Annotated in this window: 17 protein-coding genes; 13 read left to right on the top strand and 4 right to left on the bottom strand. The window is 67.3% G+C overall.

What is annotated here, in order from left to right; genetic code table 11:
* Nucleotides 1-113 precede the first annotated feature (113 nt).
* The 8 genes from G3N61_RS25935 to G3N61_RS25900 all read left to right on the top strand — a co-directional run bounded on the left by G3N61_RS25935 (nt 114) and on the right by G3N61_RS25900 (nt 9,076).
* The gene (locus tag G3N61_RS25935) at nt 114-425 is read left to right on the top strand and encodes a high-potential iron-sulfur protein (protein ID WP_021163765.1); all 312 of its coding nucleotides are present in this window, start codon (nt 114-116) and stop codon (nt 423-425) included.
* A 191-nt stretch (nt 426-616) separates the two neighbouring features.
* Entirely contained in the window at nt 617-1,924 is a 1,308-nt protein-coding gene (locus G3N61_RS25930) for an MFS transporter (protein WP_043184668.1), read from the top strand.
* Between the two features lie 320 nt (nt 1,925-2,244).
* Entirely contained in the window at nt 2,245-3,873 is a 1,629-nt protein-coding gene (locus G3N61_RS25925; protein ID WP_043184667.1) for an ABC transporter substrate-binding protein, read from the top strand.
* A 110-nt stretch (nt 3,874-3,983) separates the two neighbouring features.
* On the top strand, nt 3,984-4,994 hold the full coding sequence (locus tag G3N61_RS25920) for an ABC transporter permease subunit (protein ID WP_011353491.1): 1,011 nt from the start codon (nt 3,984-3,986) through the stop codon (nt 4,992-4,994).
* A 4-nt stretch (nt 4,995-4,998) separates the two neighbouring features.
* Nucleotides 4,999-5,916 (top strand): ABC transporter permease subunit, encoded by a 918-nt coding sequence (locus G3N61_RS25915; protein WP_043184666.1) that lies wholly within the window; start codon nt 4,999-5,001, stop codon nt 5,914-5,916.
* A 10-nt stretch (nt 5,917-5,926) separates the two neighbouring features.
* Nucleotides 5,927-6,925 (top strand): ABC transporter ATP-binding protein, encoded by a 999-nt coding sequence (locus G3N61_RS25910; protein WP_043185170.1) that lies wholly within the window; start codon nt 5,927-5,929, stop codon nt 6,923-6,925.
* Nucleotides 6,922-7,938 carry a peptide ABC transporter ATP-binding protein gene (locus G3N61_RS25905; RefSeq protein ID WP_043184665.1) on the top strand — a complete coding sequence of 339 codons (1,017 nt, stop codon included), beginning with the start codon at nt 6,922-6,924 and terminating at the stop codon, nt 7,936-7,938. The genes G3N61_RS25910 and G3N61_RS25905 overlap by 4 nt, the downstream gene beginning before the upstream one ends.
* The gene (locus tag G3N61_RS25900; RefSeq protein WP_205823915.1) at nt 7,931-9,076 is read left to right on the top strand and encodes a TraB/GumN family protein; all 1,146 of its coding nucleotides are present in this window, start codon (nt 7,931-7,933) and stop codon (nt 9,074-9,076) included. Before G3N61_RS25905 ends, G3N61_RS25900 begins: the two co-directional genes overlap by 8 nt.
* A 569-nt stretch (nt 9,077-9,645) precedes the next feature.
* Here G3N61_RS25900 and pxpA read toward each other — a convergent pair.
* The 3 genes from pxpA to pxpB form a co-directional block, all read right to left on the bottom strand.
* The gene (pxpA, locus tag G3N61_RS25895; RefSeq protein ID WP_043184663.1) at nt 9,646-10,410 is read right to left on the bottom strand and encodes a 5-oxoprolinase subunit PxpA; all 765 of its coding nucleotides are present in this window, start codon (nt 10,408-10,410) and stop codon (nt 9,646-9,648) included.
* Nucleotides 10,411-10,483: 73 nt separating this feature from the next.
* Nucleotides 10,484-11,551 (bottom strand): biotin-dependent carboxyltransferase family protein, encoded by a 1,068-nt coding sequence (locus G3N61_RS25890; protein ID WP_089451414.1) that lies wholly within the window; start codon nt 11,549-11,551, stop codon nt 10,484-10,486.
* On the bottom strand, nt 11,548-12,204 hold the full coding sequence (pxpB, locus tag G3N61_RS25885) for a 5-oxoprolinase subunit PxpB (RefSeq protein WP_205823914.1): 657 nt from the start codon (nt 12,202-12,204) through the stop codon (nt 11,548-11,550). Before pxpB ends, G3N61_RS25890 begins: the two co-directional genes overlap by 4 nt.
* Nucleotides 12,205-12,352: 148 nt before the next feature.
* On the opposite strand from pxpB, the gene G3N61_RS25880 reads away from it, so the two are divergent.
* On the top strand, nt 12,353-12,865 hold the full coding sequence (locus G3N61_RS25880; RefSeq protein ID WP_089451412.1) for a winged helix DNA-binding protein: 513 nt from the start codon (nt 12,353-12,355) through the stop codon (nt 12,863-12,865).
* A gap of 74 nt (nt 12,866-12,939) precedes the next feature.
* Here the strand turns inward: G3N61_RS25880 and G3N61_RS25875 are convergent, their stop codons facing one another.
* A complete protein-coding gene (locus G3N61_RS25875; RefSeq protein WP_205823913.1) occupies nt 12,940-13,548 on the bottom strand; it encodes a 5-formyltetrahydrofolate cyclo-ligase in 609 nt (202 codons plus the stop codon).
* An 8-nt stretch (nt 13,549-13,556) separates the two neighbouring features.
* Here G3N61_RS25875 and G3N61_RS25870 point away from each other — a divergent pair, with 8 nt between their 5' ends.
* From G3N61_RS25870 to G3N61_RS25855, 4 genes are all read left to right on the top strand, one after another.
* Nucleotides 13,557-15,509, top strand: a complete 1,953-nt coding sequence (locus tag G3N61_RS25870) for a lytic transglycosylase domain-containing protein (RefSeq protein WP_089451410.1) — start codon at nt 13,557-13,559, stop codon at nt 15,507-15,509.
* A gap of 57 nt (nt 15,510-15,566) precedes the next feature.
* Nucleotides 15,567-16,526 (top strand): complex I NDUFA9 subunit family protein, encoded by a 960-nt coding sequence (locus tag G3N61_RS25865; RefSeq protein ID WP_043184657.1) that lies wholly within the window; start codon nt 15,567-15,569, stop codon nt 16,524-16,526.
* A gap of 66 nt (nt 16,527-16,592) precedes the next feature.
* The gene (locus tag G3N61_RS25860; protein ID WP_043184656.1) at nt 16,593-17,240 is read left to right on the top strand and encodes a glutathione S-transferase family protein; all 648 of its coding nucleotides are present in this window, start codon (nt 16,593-16,595) and stop codon (nt 17,238-17,240) included.
* The gene (locus tag G3N61_RS25855) at nt 17,237-18,478 is read left to right on the top strand and encodes a multifunctional CCA addition/repair protein (protein ID WP_043184655.1); all 1,242 of its coding nucleotides are present in this window, start codon (nt 17,237-17,239) and stop codon (nt 18,476-18,478) included. The genes G3N61_RS25860 and G3N61_RS25855 overlap by 4 nt, the downstream gene beginning before the upstream one ends.
* Nucleotides 18,479-18,679: the final 201 nt, after the last annotated feature.

Raw genomic sequence — 18,679 nt, 5'->3', positions numbered from 1 at the left:
AAATTCCTTATCTCCGGCATTTCGGCGCGCACGTTTTGTCGCTTGAGCGTTATTCTGTCGAACGGCTGTCGCCAGAACAGCTTTCAAACCGATAACGTTGGAGCGAGTCCCCCATGAAAACATCCCGTCGGAGTTTCCTGATTACGAGCATTGGCGCGGTGTCCGCGCTGGCGCTGTCGCGCGAAGCGCTGGCTGATGCGCCGATGCTGTCGGAAACCGATCCGACCGCCGTGGCGCTCGGCTACAAGGCCGATGCCACCAAGGTCGACAAGACGAAGTACCCGAAGTACGCAGCGGGCCAGGATTGTGCGGCCTGCATGCTGTACCAGGGCAAGAAGGGCTCGGCCTCGGGCCCGTGCGGCGCCTTCCCCGGCAAGCAGGTGTCGGCGAAGGGCTGGTGCAGCGCCTTCTCGAAGATGGGTTGAGGCCCGTGCGGCATCGTGCGATGCCGCATTGTGGCGAAAACCGCAAAACGCCCGCCGTCGAAAGATGGCGGGCGTTTTTTATTGCTTGAAAACGGTTCCGTCGCTTTCTACACTCGCTGCAAACCAACGCGCCGCGGGCACCCCGCGCGCCGCGCCGCCCAACACGGCGAACTGACGAGGACGAGGCACGCATGGCGACGATTGCGAATTCAACGAAAACGATCCGGCCCGAGCGTGCGCTGAACCGGCGCGCAGTCGCGGCCGCCGTGATCGGCAATGCGCTCGAGTGGTACGACTTCACGGTGTTCGGCTTCATGACGGTCGTGATCGCCGAGCTGTTTTTCCCGACCTCCAGCGAATACTCGTCGCTGCTGCTGACCACCGCGACGTTCGGCGTCGCGTTCTTCATGCGCCCGATCGGCGGCATCGTGTTCGGGCTGTACGCGGATCGCGCCGGCCGAAAGGCCGCGCTGTCGCTCGTGATCCTGCTGATGACGGCCGGCATCTTCCTGCTCGCGGTCGCGCCGCCCTATGCGGCGATCGGCATCGGCGGCCCGCTCCTGATCGTGCTCGGCCGGCTGCTGCAGGGCTTCTCCGCGGGCGGCGAATTCGGCAGCGCGACGGCGCTGCTGATCGAGGCCGCACCGTTCTCGAAACGCGGCTTCTACGGCAGCTGGCAGATGGCGAGCCAGGCGGCCGCGCTGCTGATCGGCGCGCTCGTCGGCGCGGCCATCACGCGCGGGCTGTCGCACGATGCGCTGCGCAGCTGGGGCTGGCGCGTGCCGTTCATCCTCGGGCTCGTGATCGGCCCGATCGGCTTCTACATCCGCCGCCATCTCGCCGATTCCGAAGCGTTCCTCCATGCGCAGCAGAACGCGCGCCGCGCGACGCTTCGCGACGTGTTCACGCGCCACCCGCGCGAGGTGCTGTGCGGGCTCGGCTCGGTGATCGCGCTGACGGTGACGATCTACGTGCTGATCAGCTATCTGCCGACCTTCGCGGTGAAGCAGCTGAAGCTGCCCTACGCGGAATCGTTCTACGCGGTGATCGTCGGCAACCTGCTGCTGATGGTGCTGTCGCCGATCGCAGGCGCGTGGTCGGACCGCATCGGCCGCAAGGGGCTGTCGCTGTGGTCGCTGGCGCTGACGCTCGTGCTGATGTATCCGCTGTTCGCGTGGCTCGACGCCGCGCCGAGCATCGCGCGGCTGATCGCGGTGCAGGCCGTGCTGTCGGTCACGCTCGCGGGCTACTACGGGCCGTTCGGCGCGATGATCGCCGAGCTGTTCCCGGCCAACGTGCGCTCGACCGGGTTGTCGATCGCGTACAACGTCGCGGTGATGCTGTTCGGCGGCTTCGGACAGTTCATCGTCACGTGGCTGATCAAGGTCACGGGCACGCCGCTCGCGCCGACCTACTATGTGATGGCCGGGATTGCGCTGTCGATCGTCGCGGTCGCGTTCGTGCCCGCGCGCAGCGCCGACCTCGATGCACCCGCGTGACGACATGACGATTTGAAGACGGTCATCGGATCGTTTCGCAAAACGCAATGATGTGCTGCAGAACTCGGGAAAACGGTGCGCCGCCCCTTCGTGTTCGCGCCCGATTTGTTTAGTCATCGAACGAAACTTGCGTGCGATGAACGGAATTGTCGCTCGCGCGCGTTATCGCATTTTTTTACCCCCACTAAACATCGGCAAAAACCCGGCGAGGCATATAGAAGAGTTTTTTCTCCAGCTTGTTGCCACATCGTTAGCTCAAGTAATATCCGCGTACACCGGCCCCTGGCGGGTCGGTTCCGATCTGGAGACCTGGAGGAAACATGGAATACAACCGTCTGTTGCACACCCTGCGTGTTACCGCCATTGCAGGCGTGGCAGCGGCATCGTTCGGCGTCGCGGGCTCTGCATTCGCACAGATCCCGAACAAGACTCTCGTCTACTGCTCAGAAGGCAGCCCGGCGGGTTTTGATTCCGCGCAATTTACGACCGGCGTCGATTTCACCGCCGCCACGTTCACCGTCTACAACCGCCTCGTCGAATTCGAGCGCGGCGGCACGAAGGTCGAGCCGGGCCTCGCCGAGAAGTGGGATGTGTCGTCGGACGGCAAGGTGTACACGTTCCACCTGCGCCACGGCGTGAAGTTCCACACGACCGACTTCTTCAAGCCGACGCGTGAATTCAACGCGGACGACGTGCTGTTCACGTTCCAGCGCATGCTCGACCCGAACCAGGCGTTCCGCAAGGCGTACCCGGTGTCGTTCCCGTACTTCACCGACATGGGCCTCGACAAGCTGATCACGAAGGTCGAGAAGGTCGATCCGTACACCGTGAAGTTCACGCTCGCCGAGCCGAATGCGCCGTTCATCCAGAACATGGCGATGGAATTCGCATCGATCCTGTCGGCCGAATACGGCGACCAGCTGATGAAGGCCGGCAAGGCCGCCGACATCAACCAGAAACCGATCGGCACGGGCCCGTTCATCTTCCGCAGCTACACGAAGGATGCGACGATCCGATTCGACGGCAATCCTGATTACTGGAAGAAGGGCGAAGTGAAGATCTCGAAGCTGATCTTCTCGATCACGCCCGATCCGGGCGTGCGCGTGCAGAAGATCAAGCGCAACGAATGCCAGGTGATGAGCTATCCGCGTCCGGCCGACATCGCGACGCTGAAGGCCGATGCCGGCGTCGACATGCCGTCGCAGGCAGGCTTCAACCTCGGCTATCTCGCGTACAACGTCGAGCACAAGCCGGTCGACAAGCTCGAGGTGCGTCAGGCACTCGACATGGCGATCAACAAGAAGGCGATCCTCGAGTCCGTCTACCAGGGCGCAGGCCAGGCTGCTTCCGCGCCGATGCCGCCGACCCAATGGTCGTACGACAAGAACCTGAAGATGGCGCCGAACGACACCGCGAAGGCGAAGGCGCTGCTCGCGAAGGCCGGCTATCCGAACGGTTTCGACATCACGCTGTGGGCGATGCCGGTGCAGCGCGCGTACAACCCGAACGCCCGCCTGATGGCCGAGATGATCCAGGCCGACTGGGCGAAGATCGGCGTGAAGGCGAAGATTGTCACGTACGAGTGGGGCGAGTACATCAAGCGCGCGCACGCGGGCGAGCAGGACACGATGCTGATCGGCTGGACGGGCGACAACGGCGATCCGGACAACTGGCTCGGCACGCTGCTCGGCTGCGAAGCGATCAAGGGCAACAACTTCTCGCACTGGTGCTACAAGCCGTTCGACGAGCTGATCCAGAAGGGTCGCACGACGACGGGCCAGGACGCGCGGACGAAGCTCTACACGCAGGCTCAGCAGATCTTCGCGCAACAGCTGCCGTTCTCGCCGATCGCGAACTCGACGGTCTACCAGCCGGTGCGCAAGAACGTGGCCGACATGCGTATCGAGCCGCTCGGCTATGTCCGCTTCGACGGTGTTAGCGTGAAGTAACACGCCCGGCGTAAGCTGTCGCGAAGACCGGCTAATTCATCCGGCGGCGGGAGGCCAAAAGCTTCCCGTCGCCGGTCGCACATTTCCCACAAGAAAATACGAGACGCATCATGTTCACATTCGTGTTGCGCCGCGTGGGCATGGTGATCCCGACTTTCATCGGCATCACCATCCTGGCGTTTGCGCTGATTCACCTGATACCGGGCGACCCCATCGAAGTGATGATGGGCGAGCGCGGCGTCGATCCCGCCATGCATGCAGAGGCGATGAAACGCCTCGGGCTCGACCAGCCGCTGCCCATGCAGTACCTCCACTACATCGGCCGGGCGCTGCATGGCGACCTCGGCACGTCGATCATCACCAACACGAGCGTCGCGGGCGAGTTCTTCGCGCGCTTCCCGGCGACCGTCGAACTGTCGCTGTGCGCGCTCGTGTTCGCGCTCGCGGTCGGGCTGCCGGCCGGCGTGATCGCGGCGTTGCGGCGCGGCTCGGTCGTCGACCATGGCGTGATGGGCACCGCGCTCACCGGCTACTCGATGCCGATCTTCTGGTGGGGGCTGATCCTCATCATGGTGTTTTCGTCGTACCTCGGCTGGACGCCCGTGTCGGGGCGCATCGCCGTCGAATACGACTTCCCGCACCCGACGGGCTTCATGCTGATCGACGCGCTGCTCGCGCCCGATGAAGGCTCGTTCAAGTCGGCGGTCAGCCACCTGATCCTGCCCGCGATCGTGCTCGGCACGATCCCGCTCGCGGTGATCGCGCGGATGACGCGTTCGTCGATGCTCGAAGTGCTGCGCGAGGACTACATCCGCACCGCACGCGCGAAGGGGCTGTCGCCCGCGCGCGTGGTCGTCGTGCATGCGCTGCGCAATGCGCTGATCCCGGTCGTCACCGTGATCGGCCTGCAGATCGGCACGCTGCTCGCGGGCGCCGTGCTGACCGAGACGCTCTTTTCGTGGCCCGGTGTCGGCAAGTGGCTGATCGATGCGATCGGCCGCCGCGACTATCCGGTCGTCCAGGGCGGCATCCTGTTGATCGCGACGCTCGTCATCGTCGTGAACCTGGTCGTCGACCTGCTGTACGGCGTGCTGAATCCGCGCATCCGCCACACGAGGTAATCCCATGAGCAATCTGCAAAATACCTTGCCGACCGAATCCGCGCCGGCCGGCGGCCGTGCGCTCGCGCTGCGCGAGTTCTGGGCCAACTTCTCGCGCAACCGCGGTGCGGTCGGCGCCGGCATTGTCGTGATCGTGCTGATTCTGGTCGCGCTGCTCGCCCCGCTGCTCGCGCCGCACAACCCGGCCGAGCAATACCGCGATTTCGTGAAGATCCCGCCCGCCTGGCTCGACGGCGGCAACTGGAAATTCATCCTCGGCACCGACGAAGCGGGCCGCGACATTCTTTCGCGCCTGATGTACGGCGCACGGATGTCGTTCTGGATCGGCTTCGTGTCGGTCGTGCTCGCGCTGATCCCCGGCATCGTGCTCGGGCTCGTCGCCGCGTTCTTCCAGAAATGGGCCGACACGCCGGTGATGCGCATCATGGACGTGCTGCTCGCGCTGCCGTCGCTGCTGCTCGCGGTCGCGGTCGTCGCGATCATCGGCCCGGGCCTCACCAACACGATGCTCGCGATCGCGATCGTCGCGCTGCCGGCCTATGTGCGCCTCACGCGTGCATCGGCGCTCGGCGAACTGCAGAAGGAGTACGTGACGGCGTCGCGCGTGGCCGGTGCCGGCACGCTGCGCCTGATGTTCTCGCAGGTGCTGCCGAACTGCACGGCGCCGCTGATCGTGCAGGCGACGCTCGGCTTCTCGTCGGCAATCCTCGACGCGGCCGCGCTCGGCTTCCTCGGCCTCGGCGTGCAACCGCCGACCGCCGAGTGGGGCGCGATGCTGGCCTCCGCGCGTGACTACATCGACAACGCATGGTGGATCGTGACGATGCCGGGCCTGTCGATCCTGATTTCGGTGCTCGCGATCAACCTGCTCGGCGACGGGCTGCGCGACGCGCTCGATCCCAAGCTGAAACGGATGGCGTGACATGACACAAATGACACAAGATCTTCTGACCATCCGCAATCTCGCGGTGAACTTCAATGGCCTGCCCGCGGTCGACCGGATCAACCTGTCGATCGCGCCGGGCGAGGTGGTGGGCGTCGTCGGCGAATCGGGCTCGGGCAAGAGCGTGACGATGATGGCGCTGATGGGCCTGATCGACGCACCGGGCAAGGTGACGGCCGATGAAGTCACGTTCAACGGCGTCGACTTGCTGAAAGCATCGCCGAAGGCGCGCCGCAAGATCGTTGGCAAGGACATCGCGATGGTGTTCCAGGATGCGCTGACGAGCCTGAACCCGAGCTACACGGTCGGCTACCAGATCAAGGAGGTGCTGAAGCTGCACGAAGGGCTGCGCGGCGACGCGCTGCACCGGCGCGCGCTCGAACTGCTCGACCAGGTCGGCATTCCCGACGCGAAGAACCGCATCGCGTCGTTCCCGCACCAGATGTCGGGCGGGATGAACCAGCGCGTGATGATCGCGATGGCGGTTGCGTGCAACCCGAAGCTGCTGATCGCCGACGAGCCGACCACCGCGCTCGACGTGACGATCCAGGCGCAGATCATGGATCTGCTCGTGAAGCTGCAGAAGGAGCGCGGGATGGCGCTCGTGCTGATCTCGCACGACCTGGCCGTGGTGTCGGAAGTCGCGCAGCGCGTCGCGGTGATGTATGCGGGCGAGGTGATCGAGACCAACCGCGTGCCCGACATCTTCCGCGCGCCGCATCATCCGTACACCGAAGCGCTGCTCGCGGCGATTCCCGAGCACAATAAGGGGGCGCGTCGCCTTGCCGCATTGCCGGGCATGGTACCGGGCCGCGATGATCGCCCGTCCGGGTGCCTGTTCGCGCCGCGCTGCAAGTACGTCGTCGACGACTGCCGCAAGGCGCGGCCGGCGCTCGACACGCTGGTGTCCGGCAACGATGCGATGCGCGCACGCTGCATCAAGCCGCTCAACGTTTCCAACCTCGACCTGACGGGAGGTGCACGATGAATGCAGTCAATCAAGCGCGTGCCACTTCGCACGACGAGGACGCCGTACTGGTGGCCGACGGCCTCGCGAAGCACTATTCGGTGAAGCGCGGGATGTTCGGGCAGGGCACGGTGAAGGCGCTGAACGGCGTGTCGTTTTCGCTGAAGCGCGGCAAGACGCTCGCCGTCGTCGGCGAATCGGGCTGCGGGAAGTCGACGCTCGCGCGCCAGCTGACGATGATCGAGACGCCCACGTCGGGCAGCCTGACGATCGACGGCAAGAACGTCGCCGGCGCAAGCCGCGAGACGGTCGCCGACCTGCGCCGCCGCGTGCAGATGGTGTTCCAGAACCCGTTCGCGTCGCTGAACCCGCGCAAGACCGTCGAGCAGACGCTCTCCGAGCCGCTCGAGATCAACGCGAACCTGACGGCCGCCGAACGCGCGCAGCGCATCGCGCAGATCATGCGCACGGTCGGCCTGCGGCCCGAGCACGCGAAGCGCTATCCGCACATGTTCTCGGGCGGCCAGCGCCAGCGCGTCGCGATTGCGCGTGCGATGATCCTCGATCCGCGCATCGTCGTCGCCGACGAGCCGGTGTCCGCGCTCGACGTGTCGATCCAGGCGCAGATCCTGAACCTGTTCATGGATCTGCAGGAGCAGTTCAAGACCAGCTACGTGTTCATCTCGCACAACCTCGCGGTGGTCGAGCACGTCGCGGACGACGTGATGGTGATGTATTTCGGCAGCGTCGCCGAGCTCGGCGACAAGGCGACGATCTACGCACGGCCGCGCCATCCGTACACGCGCGCGCTGATGTCGGCGACGCCGGCGATCTTCGAGGAGGACCGCCGCGTGCAGATCAAGCTGCAGGGCGAACTGCCGTCGCCGCTCAATCCGCCGTCGGGCTGCGCGTTCCACCAGCGCTGCCCGTATGCGGTCGAGCGCTGCCGGGCGGAGGAGCCGCAGCTGCGTGAGGTCGACGGCCGGCGCGTGGCCTGCCATCGGGCCGAGGAGGTAGGGGAGGCGAATGCCTGAAGCGTTGGCGGCGCGCGCGTCCGGCGTGCGCCGTGCGGGGGCAAGCAGCGCGCGCGTGATGCGCGCGTACCGCTACGCGCGGCGCTGGAGCGTGCGTACCGTCACGGGCGCGGCGCTGGCCGGCGCGTGCGTGGCGGCCAGCCTCGTGGTTCCCGTCGAAACCGCGCGCGCCGAAGGGCGCGCGCCGGCCACTTCACCGATCCATCCATCGCAAGTCCCGCCGCCCGGCATGAGCCTGCCGGGCTTCCACGCCCCCGCCGTGTCGGACGGCACGGTATCGCGTGGCACCGTGCGCGTGCAGCCCGCGCGCATGCCGTTCTACGTCGCGACCAAGGGCAAGGTCACGCTGTACGTGCTCGGCACGCTGCACACGGGCGATCCGTCCGATTACCCGAGCGCGCAGCCGTTCCGGCCGCGCATCCTCGCGGCGCTCGCCGCGTCGCCGACGCTCGCGCTCGAGCTGTCGCCCGACGACCTGCTCGAATCGCAGGACGACGTGTCGAAGTACGGCGTCTGCCGCTACCCGTGCCTGCAGCGCCTGCTGCCGGAGCCGCTGTGGCAGCGGCTCGCGGCGCGGCTGCGCGGCAATCCGGCCGCGCTCGCCGAGATCCGCAAGATGCGGCCGTGGCTCGCGGCGCTCGTCGTCGAGACCTACGATTCGCTGTCGGCCGGCCTGCAGACCGAGTACGGCACCGAGGCGCAGCTGCAGAACGTGTTCCTGAAGAAGAAGGGCGGCCGCGTGATCGGGCTCGAGACGCTCGCCGAACAGATGCGCGCGTTCACCGGGCTGACGCTGGCCGAGCAGCGCGAGATGCTCGCGCAGGACATGGTGCAGACGCCCGCGCAGAACGCCGACGACATCAAGTCGCTGCACCGGCTGTGGCGAATTGGCGACGCCGATGCGATCTCGGCATGGGCGGTCGCGAAGAGCGAACGACTCGCGCGGTCGAAGGCGTTGTCGGCGTCGATCGACAACAAGATCGTGTACGAGCGCAACCGCCGCTTCGTTGCACGGATGACGGCAATCGCCGCACCGAACCGGCCGCTGTTCGTCGCGATCGGCGCGCTGCATCTGGGCGGCCCGCGCGGCGTGCTCGAATTGTTGCGTCAACAAGGTTACAGCGTCGACGCGAACTGAACGTCGCCGTCGCGCCCGAACCGATCCTCCCCTGTTTGATCGACGTCGCGCGACCGGCGTCAAACGCTTGTATGGGCACGCTATTCGATAAGGAAAACCCTCGATTCGTCGGAAAATAGCGTTTCAAACGATTGACATCCCGATCTGCCAATATCTATTCTTCATTCCACAAGTTGAAAAAATGAAAAGAATAGAAAAAGTTCTACGGGGTAGCAGAAAATAAAGCGCGGGGTTAGCGCGTTGCCGGCACGTGATGTACGTGCCGGCCGCGGAAGTGTCTGCATGTACGGCGGGGCCAATCATCGTCGGACAACAACAAGGCATGCAGGCCGACTTGCGGGATAAGCAGCGTTCCGTCGTCCCACCGGGGAAAGGCAGTAATCGGGCGGCGGCGGACGTTTTTTAATCCGGAAGATTTTTCCGGTCACCGTCGCAAGACGGTTTCGGGGGGCGAGAATCGACAGACGGCGAAGCCGCAGCGATTGCGCCAACGGAAAAGCGCCACGAGGGCGCTTTTTTCTTTTGTGCGACGGATTATTGTGCGCTCGCGCGCGATGGCCGGATCCGGATCAGGCGCGTTCGTCGGCCTGCAGCAGGCCGGGCGCGACCACGTCGACACCCACCGCTTCGAGCGCGGCGCGAATCCGTTTCGCGAACGCCAGCGCATGCGGCCCGTCGCCGTGCAGGCAGACGGTCTGCGCATTGAGCATCACCCATTCGCCGCCGATCGCGCGGACTTGCCGGCTGCGCACCATGTCCAGCGTGCGCGCGATCATCGTGTCCTCGTCGTCGACGAGCGCGCCGGGCTGGTTGCGCGGCACGAGCGAGCCGTCCGCGCGGTAGCCGCGATCGGCGAACACTTCTTCCACCGCAGCGAGCCCCGCGTGCCGCGCGGCCGCGACGAACACGCTGTTCGCGAGCCCGAACACCGCGAGCGACGGATCGAAATCGCGGACCGCGGACACCACCGCATCGGCGATCATCGGGTCGCGCGCGGCCTGGTTGTACAGCGCGCCGTGCGGCTTCACGTGCGCGATGCGCCCGCCCTCGGCCTGCGCGATCGCCGACAGCGCGCCGAGCTGGTACAGCACGCCCGCATAGATGTCGCCGGCCGGCAGCTGCATTTCCTTGCGGCCGAAATTCTCCGGATCGTGAAAGCTCGGATGCGCGCCGATCGCCACGCCTTTCTGCACGGCCCAGCGCACGCAGTCGCGCATTGCGTTCGCACCGCCCGCATGCCACCCGCATGCGATGTTCGCGGACGTCACGAGGTCGAGCAGCGCCTCGTCCGAACCGCATCCTTCGCCGAGATCGGCATTCAGATCGATTTCCATGATGTTCCTCGTCCACTGATTGCGTGGCCCGTCTTCGTTACTGCTACTGCCTGCGGTACCGCTACCGCCATTGTCACGCCGCGCGCGATTCGGCGCGGCGGCGCGCTTCCTCGCGCATGTCGATCGCCACGTCGATCTGCCGCAGATAGGCACGTTCTGCGGTCAGGGCGGCGCGCGCGGCGTCGGGTGTCGTGCGCACGAAGCGGATCGGCAGGTTGAGCCGCGCCTGCGCGAGTTTCCACAGGTCCGCACGGATCACCGTGCCGATCTTCGGGTAGCCGCCGGTGGTCTGCGCGTCGTGCATCAGCACGATCGGCTGGCCGTTCGGCGGCACCTGGATCGTGCCGGGCAGCACCGCGTGCGACAGCAGCTCGGCCGGCCGCTCGCGCATGAGCTCGGCGCCGGCTAGCCGATAGCCCATACGATTGCTGTTCGCCGTGACAAGCCATTCCTCATCCCAGAATGCCTGCTGCGAATCGGCGGCGAACGATGCGTAGTCGGGGCCCGGCAGCACGCGCACGGGCATGGCCCACGGCGCATGCGCGGGGCGGTGGCGGCGCGGCGGTTCGTCGACGCGCACGAACGCGCACCACGCCGGCGCCTTTACGCCGAATTCGGGCGCATCGGCCGCGAGGCAACCCATCCCGGCCGGAAGCACGCCGACCGGGAGGCGATCGCCGTCGCGCAGCGCGCGGCCGCCGAGGCCGCCGAAGCGCGATGCGAGATCGGTGCTGCGCGAGCCGAGCATCGGCAGCACGTCGATGCCGCCCGCGATGCACAGGTAGCCGCGCATCCCGCGTTTCGCGGCCGGCAGCACGAGCGTCTGCCCGGCCTCGACCGGCAGGCTCCACCATGAATATACGCGCCGGCCGTCGAGTGTTGCACCGAACTCGGTGCCGGTGATCGCGATGCGGGTGGCGCGCGGGAAGCGGAAGGCGGCCGGGCCGATCGTGATCTCGACGGCCGCCGCATCGGGGCGGTTGCCGACCAGCCGGTTGCCGACCTCGAGCGCGAGGCCGTCGAGCGCGCCGCCCTGCGCGACGCCGAGATGGCGCGCGCCGCGGCGCCCGAGATCCTGCACGGTCGACAGCGGGCCGGCCCGCACCACCTCGATGGTGCCCGGTGCGTTGCTCTGGGTCATCGTGCGTCGACTCCGGCAATGGTGAAGCGCACGCGGTCGCCGGGCAGCAGCAGCGTCGGCTGCGGCCGCGCCGGATCGAACAGCACGTGCGACGTGCGGCCGATCAGTTGCCAGCCGCCGGGCGACGTGGCCGGGTAGATGCCCGTCTGTGCGCCGCCGATGCCGACCGAGCCGGCCGGCACCTCGAGGCGCGGCGCCGCTCGGCGCGGCGTGTGCAGTGCGGCGTCGAGCCCGCCGAGATACGCGAAGCCCGGCTGGAAGCCGACGAAGAATACGACGTAGGCGCCGGCCGCGTGGCGTGCGACGACCTCGTCGGCCGACAGGCCGGTATGCGCGGCGACAGCCGGAAGATCGGGGCCGGCGGTGCCGCCGTACTCGACCGGGATCTCGACCTCGCGGCCGTCCGCGTGCTCGACGTCGGCGGTTTCCCACGCGTCGCGCAGCGCCGGCGTGAGCGACTCGGCCGTCGTGGCGAGCGCGTCGAATACGATCGTCAGATTGTTCATGCCGGGCACGACGTCGATCACGTCGGGCCACGTGCGCGCGGCCTCGGCAACGGCCCAGACGCGGCGCTGGCAATCGAGCGTGGCGGGCGGCGGCACCTCGCAGACGAGGGCGGCATCGCCGAGCGGATAAATGCGGGGTTGCGTCATCGGACTGGCACGGTTCGGACGGCAATGTTAGCGCACATTGTCAATAAAATATCGACAACTTCCCAATAAGCGTTTTCGCCTAGCTCGTATGTCGGGGCTTCTGGCGTACACTCGGCACACCCTGTCATCCGGCTTGCGCCGCCTTTCCATGAAGCGTCCTGCGACCAAGATCGTGTCATCCGAACACCTCGTTTCCGATTCGAGCGCGGAGCTGTCGGAGCTCGAATACGGGCTCATCATGGCAGGCAACGCGTTCAACCGGTGGATGGTGCGCTGCATGTCGGCGGCCGGCGCGAAGGACATGACGGCGGTCGAGGTGTCGCTGCTGCATCACGTCAGCCATCGCGAACGCAAGAAGAAGCTCGCCGACATCTGCTTCGTGCTCAATATCGAGGATACGCACGTCGCGACCTATGCGCTCAAAAAACTGATCGCCCGCGGCTATGTGAAGAGCGAGAAGAACGGCAAGGAAGTGTTCTTCTTCGCGACCGACGCCGGCCGTGACCTGTGCCAGAAGTATCGCGAGGTGCGCGAGCACTGCCTGATCGAGACGCTGAAGGACAGCGGGCTCACCAACGAGCAGATCGGCGACGCGGCGCAGTTGCTGCGCCACGCGTCGGGCCTGTACGACACGGCCGCGCGCGCGGCCGCGTCGCTGTAAACGGTTGCGGCAAGGAAGGCGCGCGGCGTTGCGCTGACGGGCGTGCGACGACGGGCGCGGCGCCGCCCGCCGCTTCATCCGGCGGCCGGGTAGAGCGCGCCGTCGGTCACGATCCAGTGCAGCGAGAGATCGTGTGCTTCGGCCGGCAGCGCATCGACGCGGCACGCTTCATAGGCGATACCGACCGTCACGGGCGGCGCGCTGCCCGGCCACGCGGCGAGCGTGCGGTCGTAGTAGCCGCCGCCGTAGCCGAGCCGGTAGCGCTGCAGATCGAATCCCACACAGGGAATCAGCAACAGGTCGGGCACGACGACGATTCCCGACGCCGGCTCCGGAATCCGGTGATGACCTTCGCGCATCGGCGTGTGCGTATCCCACGCATGGAACTCGAGCGGCGTGTGCCGCTCGTCGATCACGGGCAGCGCGGCCTGCCGGCCGGCACCGGCCGCGCACCAGCCGAGCACCGCGTCGCGCGCATCGAATTCGCCCGGCAGCGGCCAGTAGAACCCGACCGTGCGCGGGGCGAGCCGATCCAGCAGCGTGCGCAGCCGCGCGTCGAGCGCGGCGTTCGCGGCGGGTTGCGACGCGGCGTCGCGCCGCGCGCCGGACAGCGTTTTGCGTAGCGCAACCTTCGGGTTTGGCACAGGGTTGCGTGCTATGCTTTCGCTCACTTCGCGCTCCATTCAAAACGATGTCGAACAGCCTTTTCCGAGTATATCGCGCGGTCGCGCTGACGCTTTCGGCCACCGCGCTCGTCGCGGGCACGGCCGCGTGCGCCGCACCGAACGACGATACGGTCTCCGGGGACGACCAGACCTTCGTGCAGCTTCGTGAAGCCGCACGCCGCAACGACGCCGCGAAAGCCGCGCAGCTCGCGTCGATGATCCCGAATTATCCGGTCCCGTCCTACGTCGAGTATTTCCAGATCAAGCCGCAGCTGTTCGATTCGACGGGCCGCGCGCGCGTGGACGCGCCGGACGCGCCCGTGCAGTCGTTCCTGCAGCGCTACGACGGCCAGGCGATCGCCGACCGCCTGCGCAACGACTATCTGCTCGTGCTCGGCGCGCGCCACGACTGGCGCAACTTCGACGATCAATACAAGCGTTTCGTGCTCGACGACGACACGCAGGTGAAGTGCTACGCGCTCGAATCGCGCGCCTCGCGCGGCGAGAACGTCGCCGATGCGGCGCGTGCGCTGCTCGTCGAGCCGAAGAACTACGGCGACGCGTGCGTCGACCTGATCACCGCGCTGACGGTCAACCAGCAGTTCACGAGCGACGACGTGTGGCAGCAGGCGCGCCTCGCGTACGAGCAGAACTACACGACGCTCGGCGGCAAGATCGTCGACGCGCTCGGCCCGCGCCCGGTCGGTTTCGACCAGGCGACGAGCGCGCCGCCGCTGTACCTCGCGCGCGGCGTCGGTGCCGACGCGACGTCGCACCAGCTCGCATTGATTGCGCTCAGCCGCATGGCGCGCAACGATCCGGACGCCGCCGCCGGGATGCTGACGTCGGTCGCGCCGTCGCTGACCAAGCCGGAACAGGCGATCGCGTGGGGCGCGATCGGCTACCAGGGCGCGATCAAGCGCTCGCCGCTCGCGTCGGTCTGGTATGCGAAATCCGCGAACGCGCCGCTGTCGAACCCGGGCTACGAATGGCGCACGCGCGCCGCGCTGCTCGCCGGTAACTGGCCGATGGTGCGCTGGTCGATCGAGCAGATGCCGCCGTCGCTGCGCGACGATCCGGCGTGGATCTACTGGCATGCGCGCGCGCTCAAGCAGAGCGGCGACACGCTGCAGGCGAACCAGGAATTCGAGCAGGTCGCCGGCCAGTTCAACTTCTACGGGCAGCTCGCCGGCGAAGAGCTCGGCCAGCGTACGTCGATCCCGCCGCGCACGAAGGTGAGCGACGCCGAGATCGACGCGATGAGCAAGATTCCGGGCTTCGCGCTCGCGCAGCGCTTCTACGCGCTGAATCTGCGCCTCGAAGGCAACCGCGAATGGAATTGGCCGCTGCGCGGGATGACCGATCGCCAGCTGCTGGCCGCGGCCGAGTACGGCAAGCGCGTCGAGCTGCTCGACCGCACGGTCAACACGGCCGATCGCACGAAGGCCGAACACGATTTCACGCTGCGCTACCCGTCGCCGTACCGCAATATCGTCGAGCGCTACGCGCAATCGACGGGCCTCGACATCGAATGGGCGTACGGGCTGATCCGCCAGGAATCGCGCTTCATCACGAGCGCGCGTTCGTCGGTGGGCGCGGGCGGCCTGATGCAGCTGATGCCGGCCACCGCGCAGATGGTCGCGAAGAAGCTCGGCATGGGCACGATTTCGCGCGCGCAGATGCACGACATCGATACCAACATCCAGCTCGGCACCTGGTATCTGGCGGACATCTACAACAACTTCGACAGCTCGCCGGTGCTCGCCACGGCCGGCTACAACGCGGGCCCGGGCCGGCCGCGCCAGTGGCGCCAGGTGTTGACGCAGCCGGTCGAAGGCGCGATCTTCGCAGAAACGATTCCGTTCAACGAGACGCGCGACTACGTGAAGAACGTGCTGTCGAACACCGTCTACTACGCGGCGCTCTTCGAGGGCAAGCCGCAGTCGTTGAAGAAACGTCTAGGCATGATCTCGCCCTGATCCGCAATCTTCACACTGCCGCGCGAGACGCGGCAGTGTTCTTTTGAGGCTTCGAACATGGATCGCCAGACCGTCGCGCTGCTGGGCGGCACCGGCTTCATCGGCAGCCGGCTCGTCAATGCGCTGATCGAATCCGGCAAGCAGGTCCGGATCGGCACGCGCCGGCGCGACCACGCGCGTCACCTGCAGATGCTGCCGGTCGAAATCGTCGAGCTCGAAGGGCTCGACACGCGCACGCTCGCGCGCTTCGTCGCCGGTGCGCACGCGGCAATCAACCTCGTCGGCGTGTTGCACGGCGGCCGCGGCACGCCGTACGGGCCCGGCTTCGAGCGCGCACACGTCACGCTGCCGGCCGCGCTCGCGACCGCCTGCACCGAGGTGGGCGTGCAGCGCGTGCTGCACATGAGCGCGCTCGGCGCCGATTCGCGCGGCGCGAGCATGTACCAGCGCTCGAAGGGCGACGGCGAGGCCGCGCTGCATGCGATCGCGGCGACCGATTCGCTCGCGCTGACGATCTTCCGCCCGTCGGTCGTGTTCGGCCCCGGCGATGCGTTCCTCAATACGTTCGCGAACCTGCAGCGCACGGTGCCCGTGCTGCCGCTCGCGATGCCCGATGCGCGCTTCCAGCCGGTGTTCGTCGGCGACGTCGTACGCGCGTTCGTCAACACGCTCGATCTCGTGGGCGCACACGGCAAGACCTACGAACTCGGCGGCCCGACCGTCTACACGCTCGAGCAGCTGGTGCGCTATTGCGGCACGCTGGTCGGCCGGCAGGCACGCATCGTGCGGCTGCCCGACGCGCTCGCGCGGCTGCAGGCGCGCGTGTTCGAATGGTTGCCCGGCGAGCCCGTGCTCACGCGCGACAATCTCGCGACGATGTCGGTGCCGAACGTGCTGTCGGGGCCGCTCGCGCCGGAACTCGGGATCTCGCCCGCGAGTCTCGAAAGCATCGCGCCCGCGTATCTCGGCCATGCCGCGCAGCGCTCCCGGTTCGACTGGTTCCGTTCGCGCCGCTAGCGCTCGCGCGGGTTGCCGTCGTCCGGCCCCTTTCCTTTCCCCTTTTGCGTCTTCCGGAACCCCGTCATGAAACTCGTCATTGGAGACAAGAACTACTCGTCGTGGTCGATGCGTCCGTGGCTGCTGCTCGCGCATTTCGGCATCCCGTTCGACGAGATCGCGATCGAGCTGCGCCACGATGACACGGCCGCGCGCATCCTCGAGTATTCGCCGTCCGGCAAGGTGCCGTGCCTGGTCGACGACCACGGCGTCGCGATCTGGGATTCGCTCGCGATCGCCGAGACGCTCGCCGAGCGCTATCCGCAGTTCCCGATGTGGCCGGCCGATCCGCTCGAACGCGTGCATGCGCGCTGCGTCGCGGCCGAGATGCATTCGGGCTTCGGCGCGTTGCGCACGCAGATGGGCATGAACGTGCGTGCGTCGATGCCGGGGCGCGGCGCGACCCCCGAGGCGCTCGCCGATGTCGCGCGCATCGATGCGCTGTGGAGCGAGTGTCTCGAGGCGTCGGGCGGGCCGTTCCTGTTCGGCGAATTCGGGATCGCCGATGCGATGTATGCGCCCGTCGTGATGCGCTTCAACACGTACGCGCCCGGCCTGTCGCCGGAAGCGGCCGGCTATGCGGCCCGCGTGACGGCGCTGCCGGCCGTCCAGCGATGGATCGACGCCGCGCGCCGCGAAACGAACGTGATCGCCGAATACGAGCCCCGGCCATGAACATCTACGCAGTAGGCGGCGCCATCCGCGACGCATTGCTCGGCGTGCCCGTGCAGGACCGCGACTACGTGGTGGTGGGCGCGACCCCCGAGCAGATGGCCGCGCAGGGCTTCCGGCCGGTCGGCAAGGATTTCCCGGTATTCCTGCATCCGCGGACGCAGGAGGAATACGCGCTCGCGCGCACCGAGCGCAAGACGGCGGCCGGCTATCACGGCTTCCAGTTCCACTACGCGCCGGACGTGACGCTCGACGAGGATCTCGCGCGGCGCGACCTGACGATCAACGCGATGGCGCGCGAGGTGAATCCGGAGGGCGAGCTGGTCGGGCCCGTGATCGATCCGTTCGACGGGCAGGCCGACCTGCGCGCGCGCGTGTTCCGGCATGTGAGCGACGCGTTCGTCGAGGATCCGGTGCGGATCCTGCGCATCGCGCGCTTTGCCGCGCGGTTCGCAGATTTCACGGTCGCGGATGAAACGCTCGCGCTGATGCGGCGGATGGTCGACGCGGGCGAGGTCGACGCACTCGTTCCCGAACGCGTATGGCAGGAAATCGCGCGCGGGCTGATGGAGGCGAAGCCGTCGCGGATGTTCGCGGTGCTGCGCGACTGCGGCGCGCTCGCGCGCATCCTGCCCGAAGTCGATGCGCTGTGGGGCGTGCCGCAGCGCGCCGACTACCACCCGGAGGTCGACACGGGCGTGCACGTGATGATGGTCGTCGACTATGCGGCGAAGCAGGGCTATTCGCTGCCGGTGCGCTTCGCGGCGCTCACGCACGATCTCGGCAAGGCGACGACGCCGGCCGACGTGCTGCCGCGCCACGTCGGCCACGAGGGGCGCAGCGTCGACCTGCTCAAGCCGTTGTGCGAGCGGCTGCGCGTGCCGAACGAATGCCGCGATCTCGCGCTCGTGGTCGCACGCGAGCACGGCAACCTGCATCGCGTGATGGAGATGGGCGCGGCGGCATTGGTGCGGCTCTTCGAGCGCAGCGACGCGCTGCGCAAGCCGGCGCGTTTCGCCGAGATGCTGCAGGCGTGCGAATCGGATGCGCGCGGGCGGCTCGGGCTCGAAGCCCAGCCGTATCCGCAGGCCGAGCGGCTGCGCGTCGCGCTCGCGGCCGCGCGCAGCGTCGATGCCGGCGCGATCGCGCGCGGCATCGGCAACGATACGGAGAAGATCAAGGAAGCCGTGCATCGCGCACGGATCGAGGCCGTCGCGCAGGCGCTCGAGATCGGCGAATAGGGCCGACGGGAAGGGCGCGCATCGCGCGCCTCCCGCCCGACAACCGTTACGACTTCTTCTTGCGCACCGGCTTCGCGGCCGCCGGGCGTTTGCCGGCGGAGGCGCGCGGCTTGGTCGTGCCCTTCTTTTCTTTTCCTGCTGCGCTGGCGGGGCGTGCCGCGCCAGCGTCACGATCGCGCTCCGCCCGCTTGGGCGCCGGCA

The sequence above is a fragment of the Burkholderia sp. Ac-20349 genome, assembly GCF_017104865.1.
GTDB lineage: Bacteria > Pseudomonadota > Gammaproteobacteria > Burkholderiales > Burkholderiaceae > Burkholderia > Burkholderia aenigmatica.
Note: the sequence above shows the minus strand (reverse complement) of the source record. Positions and strands in the feature narration are given on the sequence as shown.

Coding starts and splice junctions, on each gene's coding strand:
- G3N61_RS25875 (WP_205823913.1), bottom strand. CDS start 13,548: ATGGAGCGCGAAGTGAGCGAAAGCATAGCACGCAACCCTGTGCCAAAC.
- G3N61_RS25865 (WP_043184657.1), top strand. CDS start 15,567: ATGGATCGCCAGACCGTCGCGCTGCTGGGCGGCACCGGCTTCATCGGC.
- G3N61_RS25920 (WP_011353491.1), top strand. CDS start 3,984: ATGTTCACATTCGTGTTGCGCCGCGTGGGCATGGTGATCCCGACTTTC.
- pxpA (WP_043184663.1), bottom strand. CDS start 10,410: ATGGAAATCGATCTGAATGCCGATCTCGGCGAAGGATGCGGTTCGGAC.
- G3N61_RS25900 (WP_205823915.1), top strand. CDS start 7,931: ATGCCTGAAGCGTTGGCGGCGCGCGCGTCCGGCGTGCGCCGTGCGGGG.
- G3N61_RS25935 (WP_021163765.1), top strand. CDS start 114: ATGAAAACATCCCGTCGGAGTTTCCTGATTACGAGCATTGGCGCGGTG.
- G3N61_RS25915 (WP_043184666.1), top strand. CDS start 4,999: ATGAGCAATCTGCAAAATACCTTGCCGACCGAATCCGCGCCGGCCGGC.
- G3N61_RS25870 (WP_089451410.1), top strand. CDS start 13,557: ATGTCGAACAGCCTTTTCCGAGTATATCGCGCGGTCGCGCTGACGCTT.
- pxpB (WP_205823914.1), bottom strand. CDS start 12,204: ATGACGCAACCCCGCATTTATCCGCTCGGCGATGCCGCCCTCGTCTGC.
- G3N61_RS25890 (WP_089451414.1), bottom strand. CDS start 11,551: ATGACCCAGAGCAACGCACCGGGCACCATCGAGGTGGTGCGGGCCGGC.
- G3N61_RS25930 (WP_043184668.1), top strand. CDS start 617: ATGGCGACGATTGCGAATTCAACGAAAACGATCCGGCCCGAGCGTGCG.
- G3N61_RS25860 (WP_043184656.1), top strand. CDS start 16,593: ATGAAACTCGTCATTGGAGACAAGAACTACTCGTCGTGGTCGATGCGT.
- G3N61_RS25910 (WP_043185170.1), top strand. CDS start 5,927: ATGACACAAGATCTTCTGACCATCCGCAATCTCGCGGTGAACTTCAAT.
- G3N61_RS25855 (WP_043184655.1), top strand. CDS start 17,237: ATGAACATCTACGCAGTAGGCGGCGCCATCCGCGACGCATTGCTCGGC.
- G3N61_RS25905 (WP_043184665.1), top strand. CDS start 6,922: ATGAATGCAGTCAATCAAGCGCGTGCCACTTCGCACGACGAGGACGCC.
- G3N61_RS25925 (WP_043184667.1), top strand. CDS start 2,245: ATGGAATACAACCGTCTGTTGCACACCCTGCGTGTTACCGCCATTGCA.
- G3N61_RS25880 (WP_089451412.1), top strand. CDS start 12,353: ATGAAGCGTCCTGCGACCAAGATCGTGTCATCCGAACACCTCGTTTCC.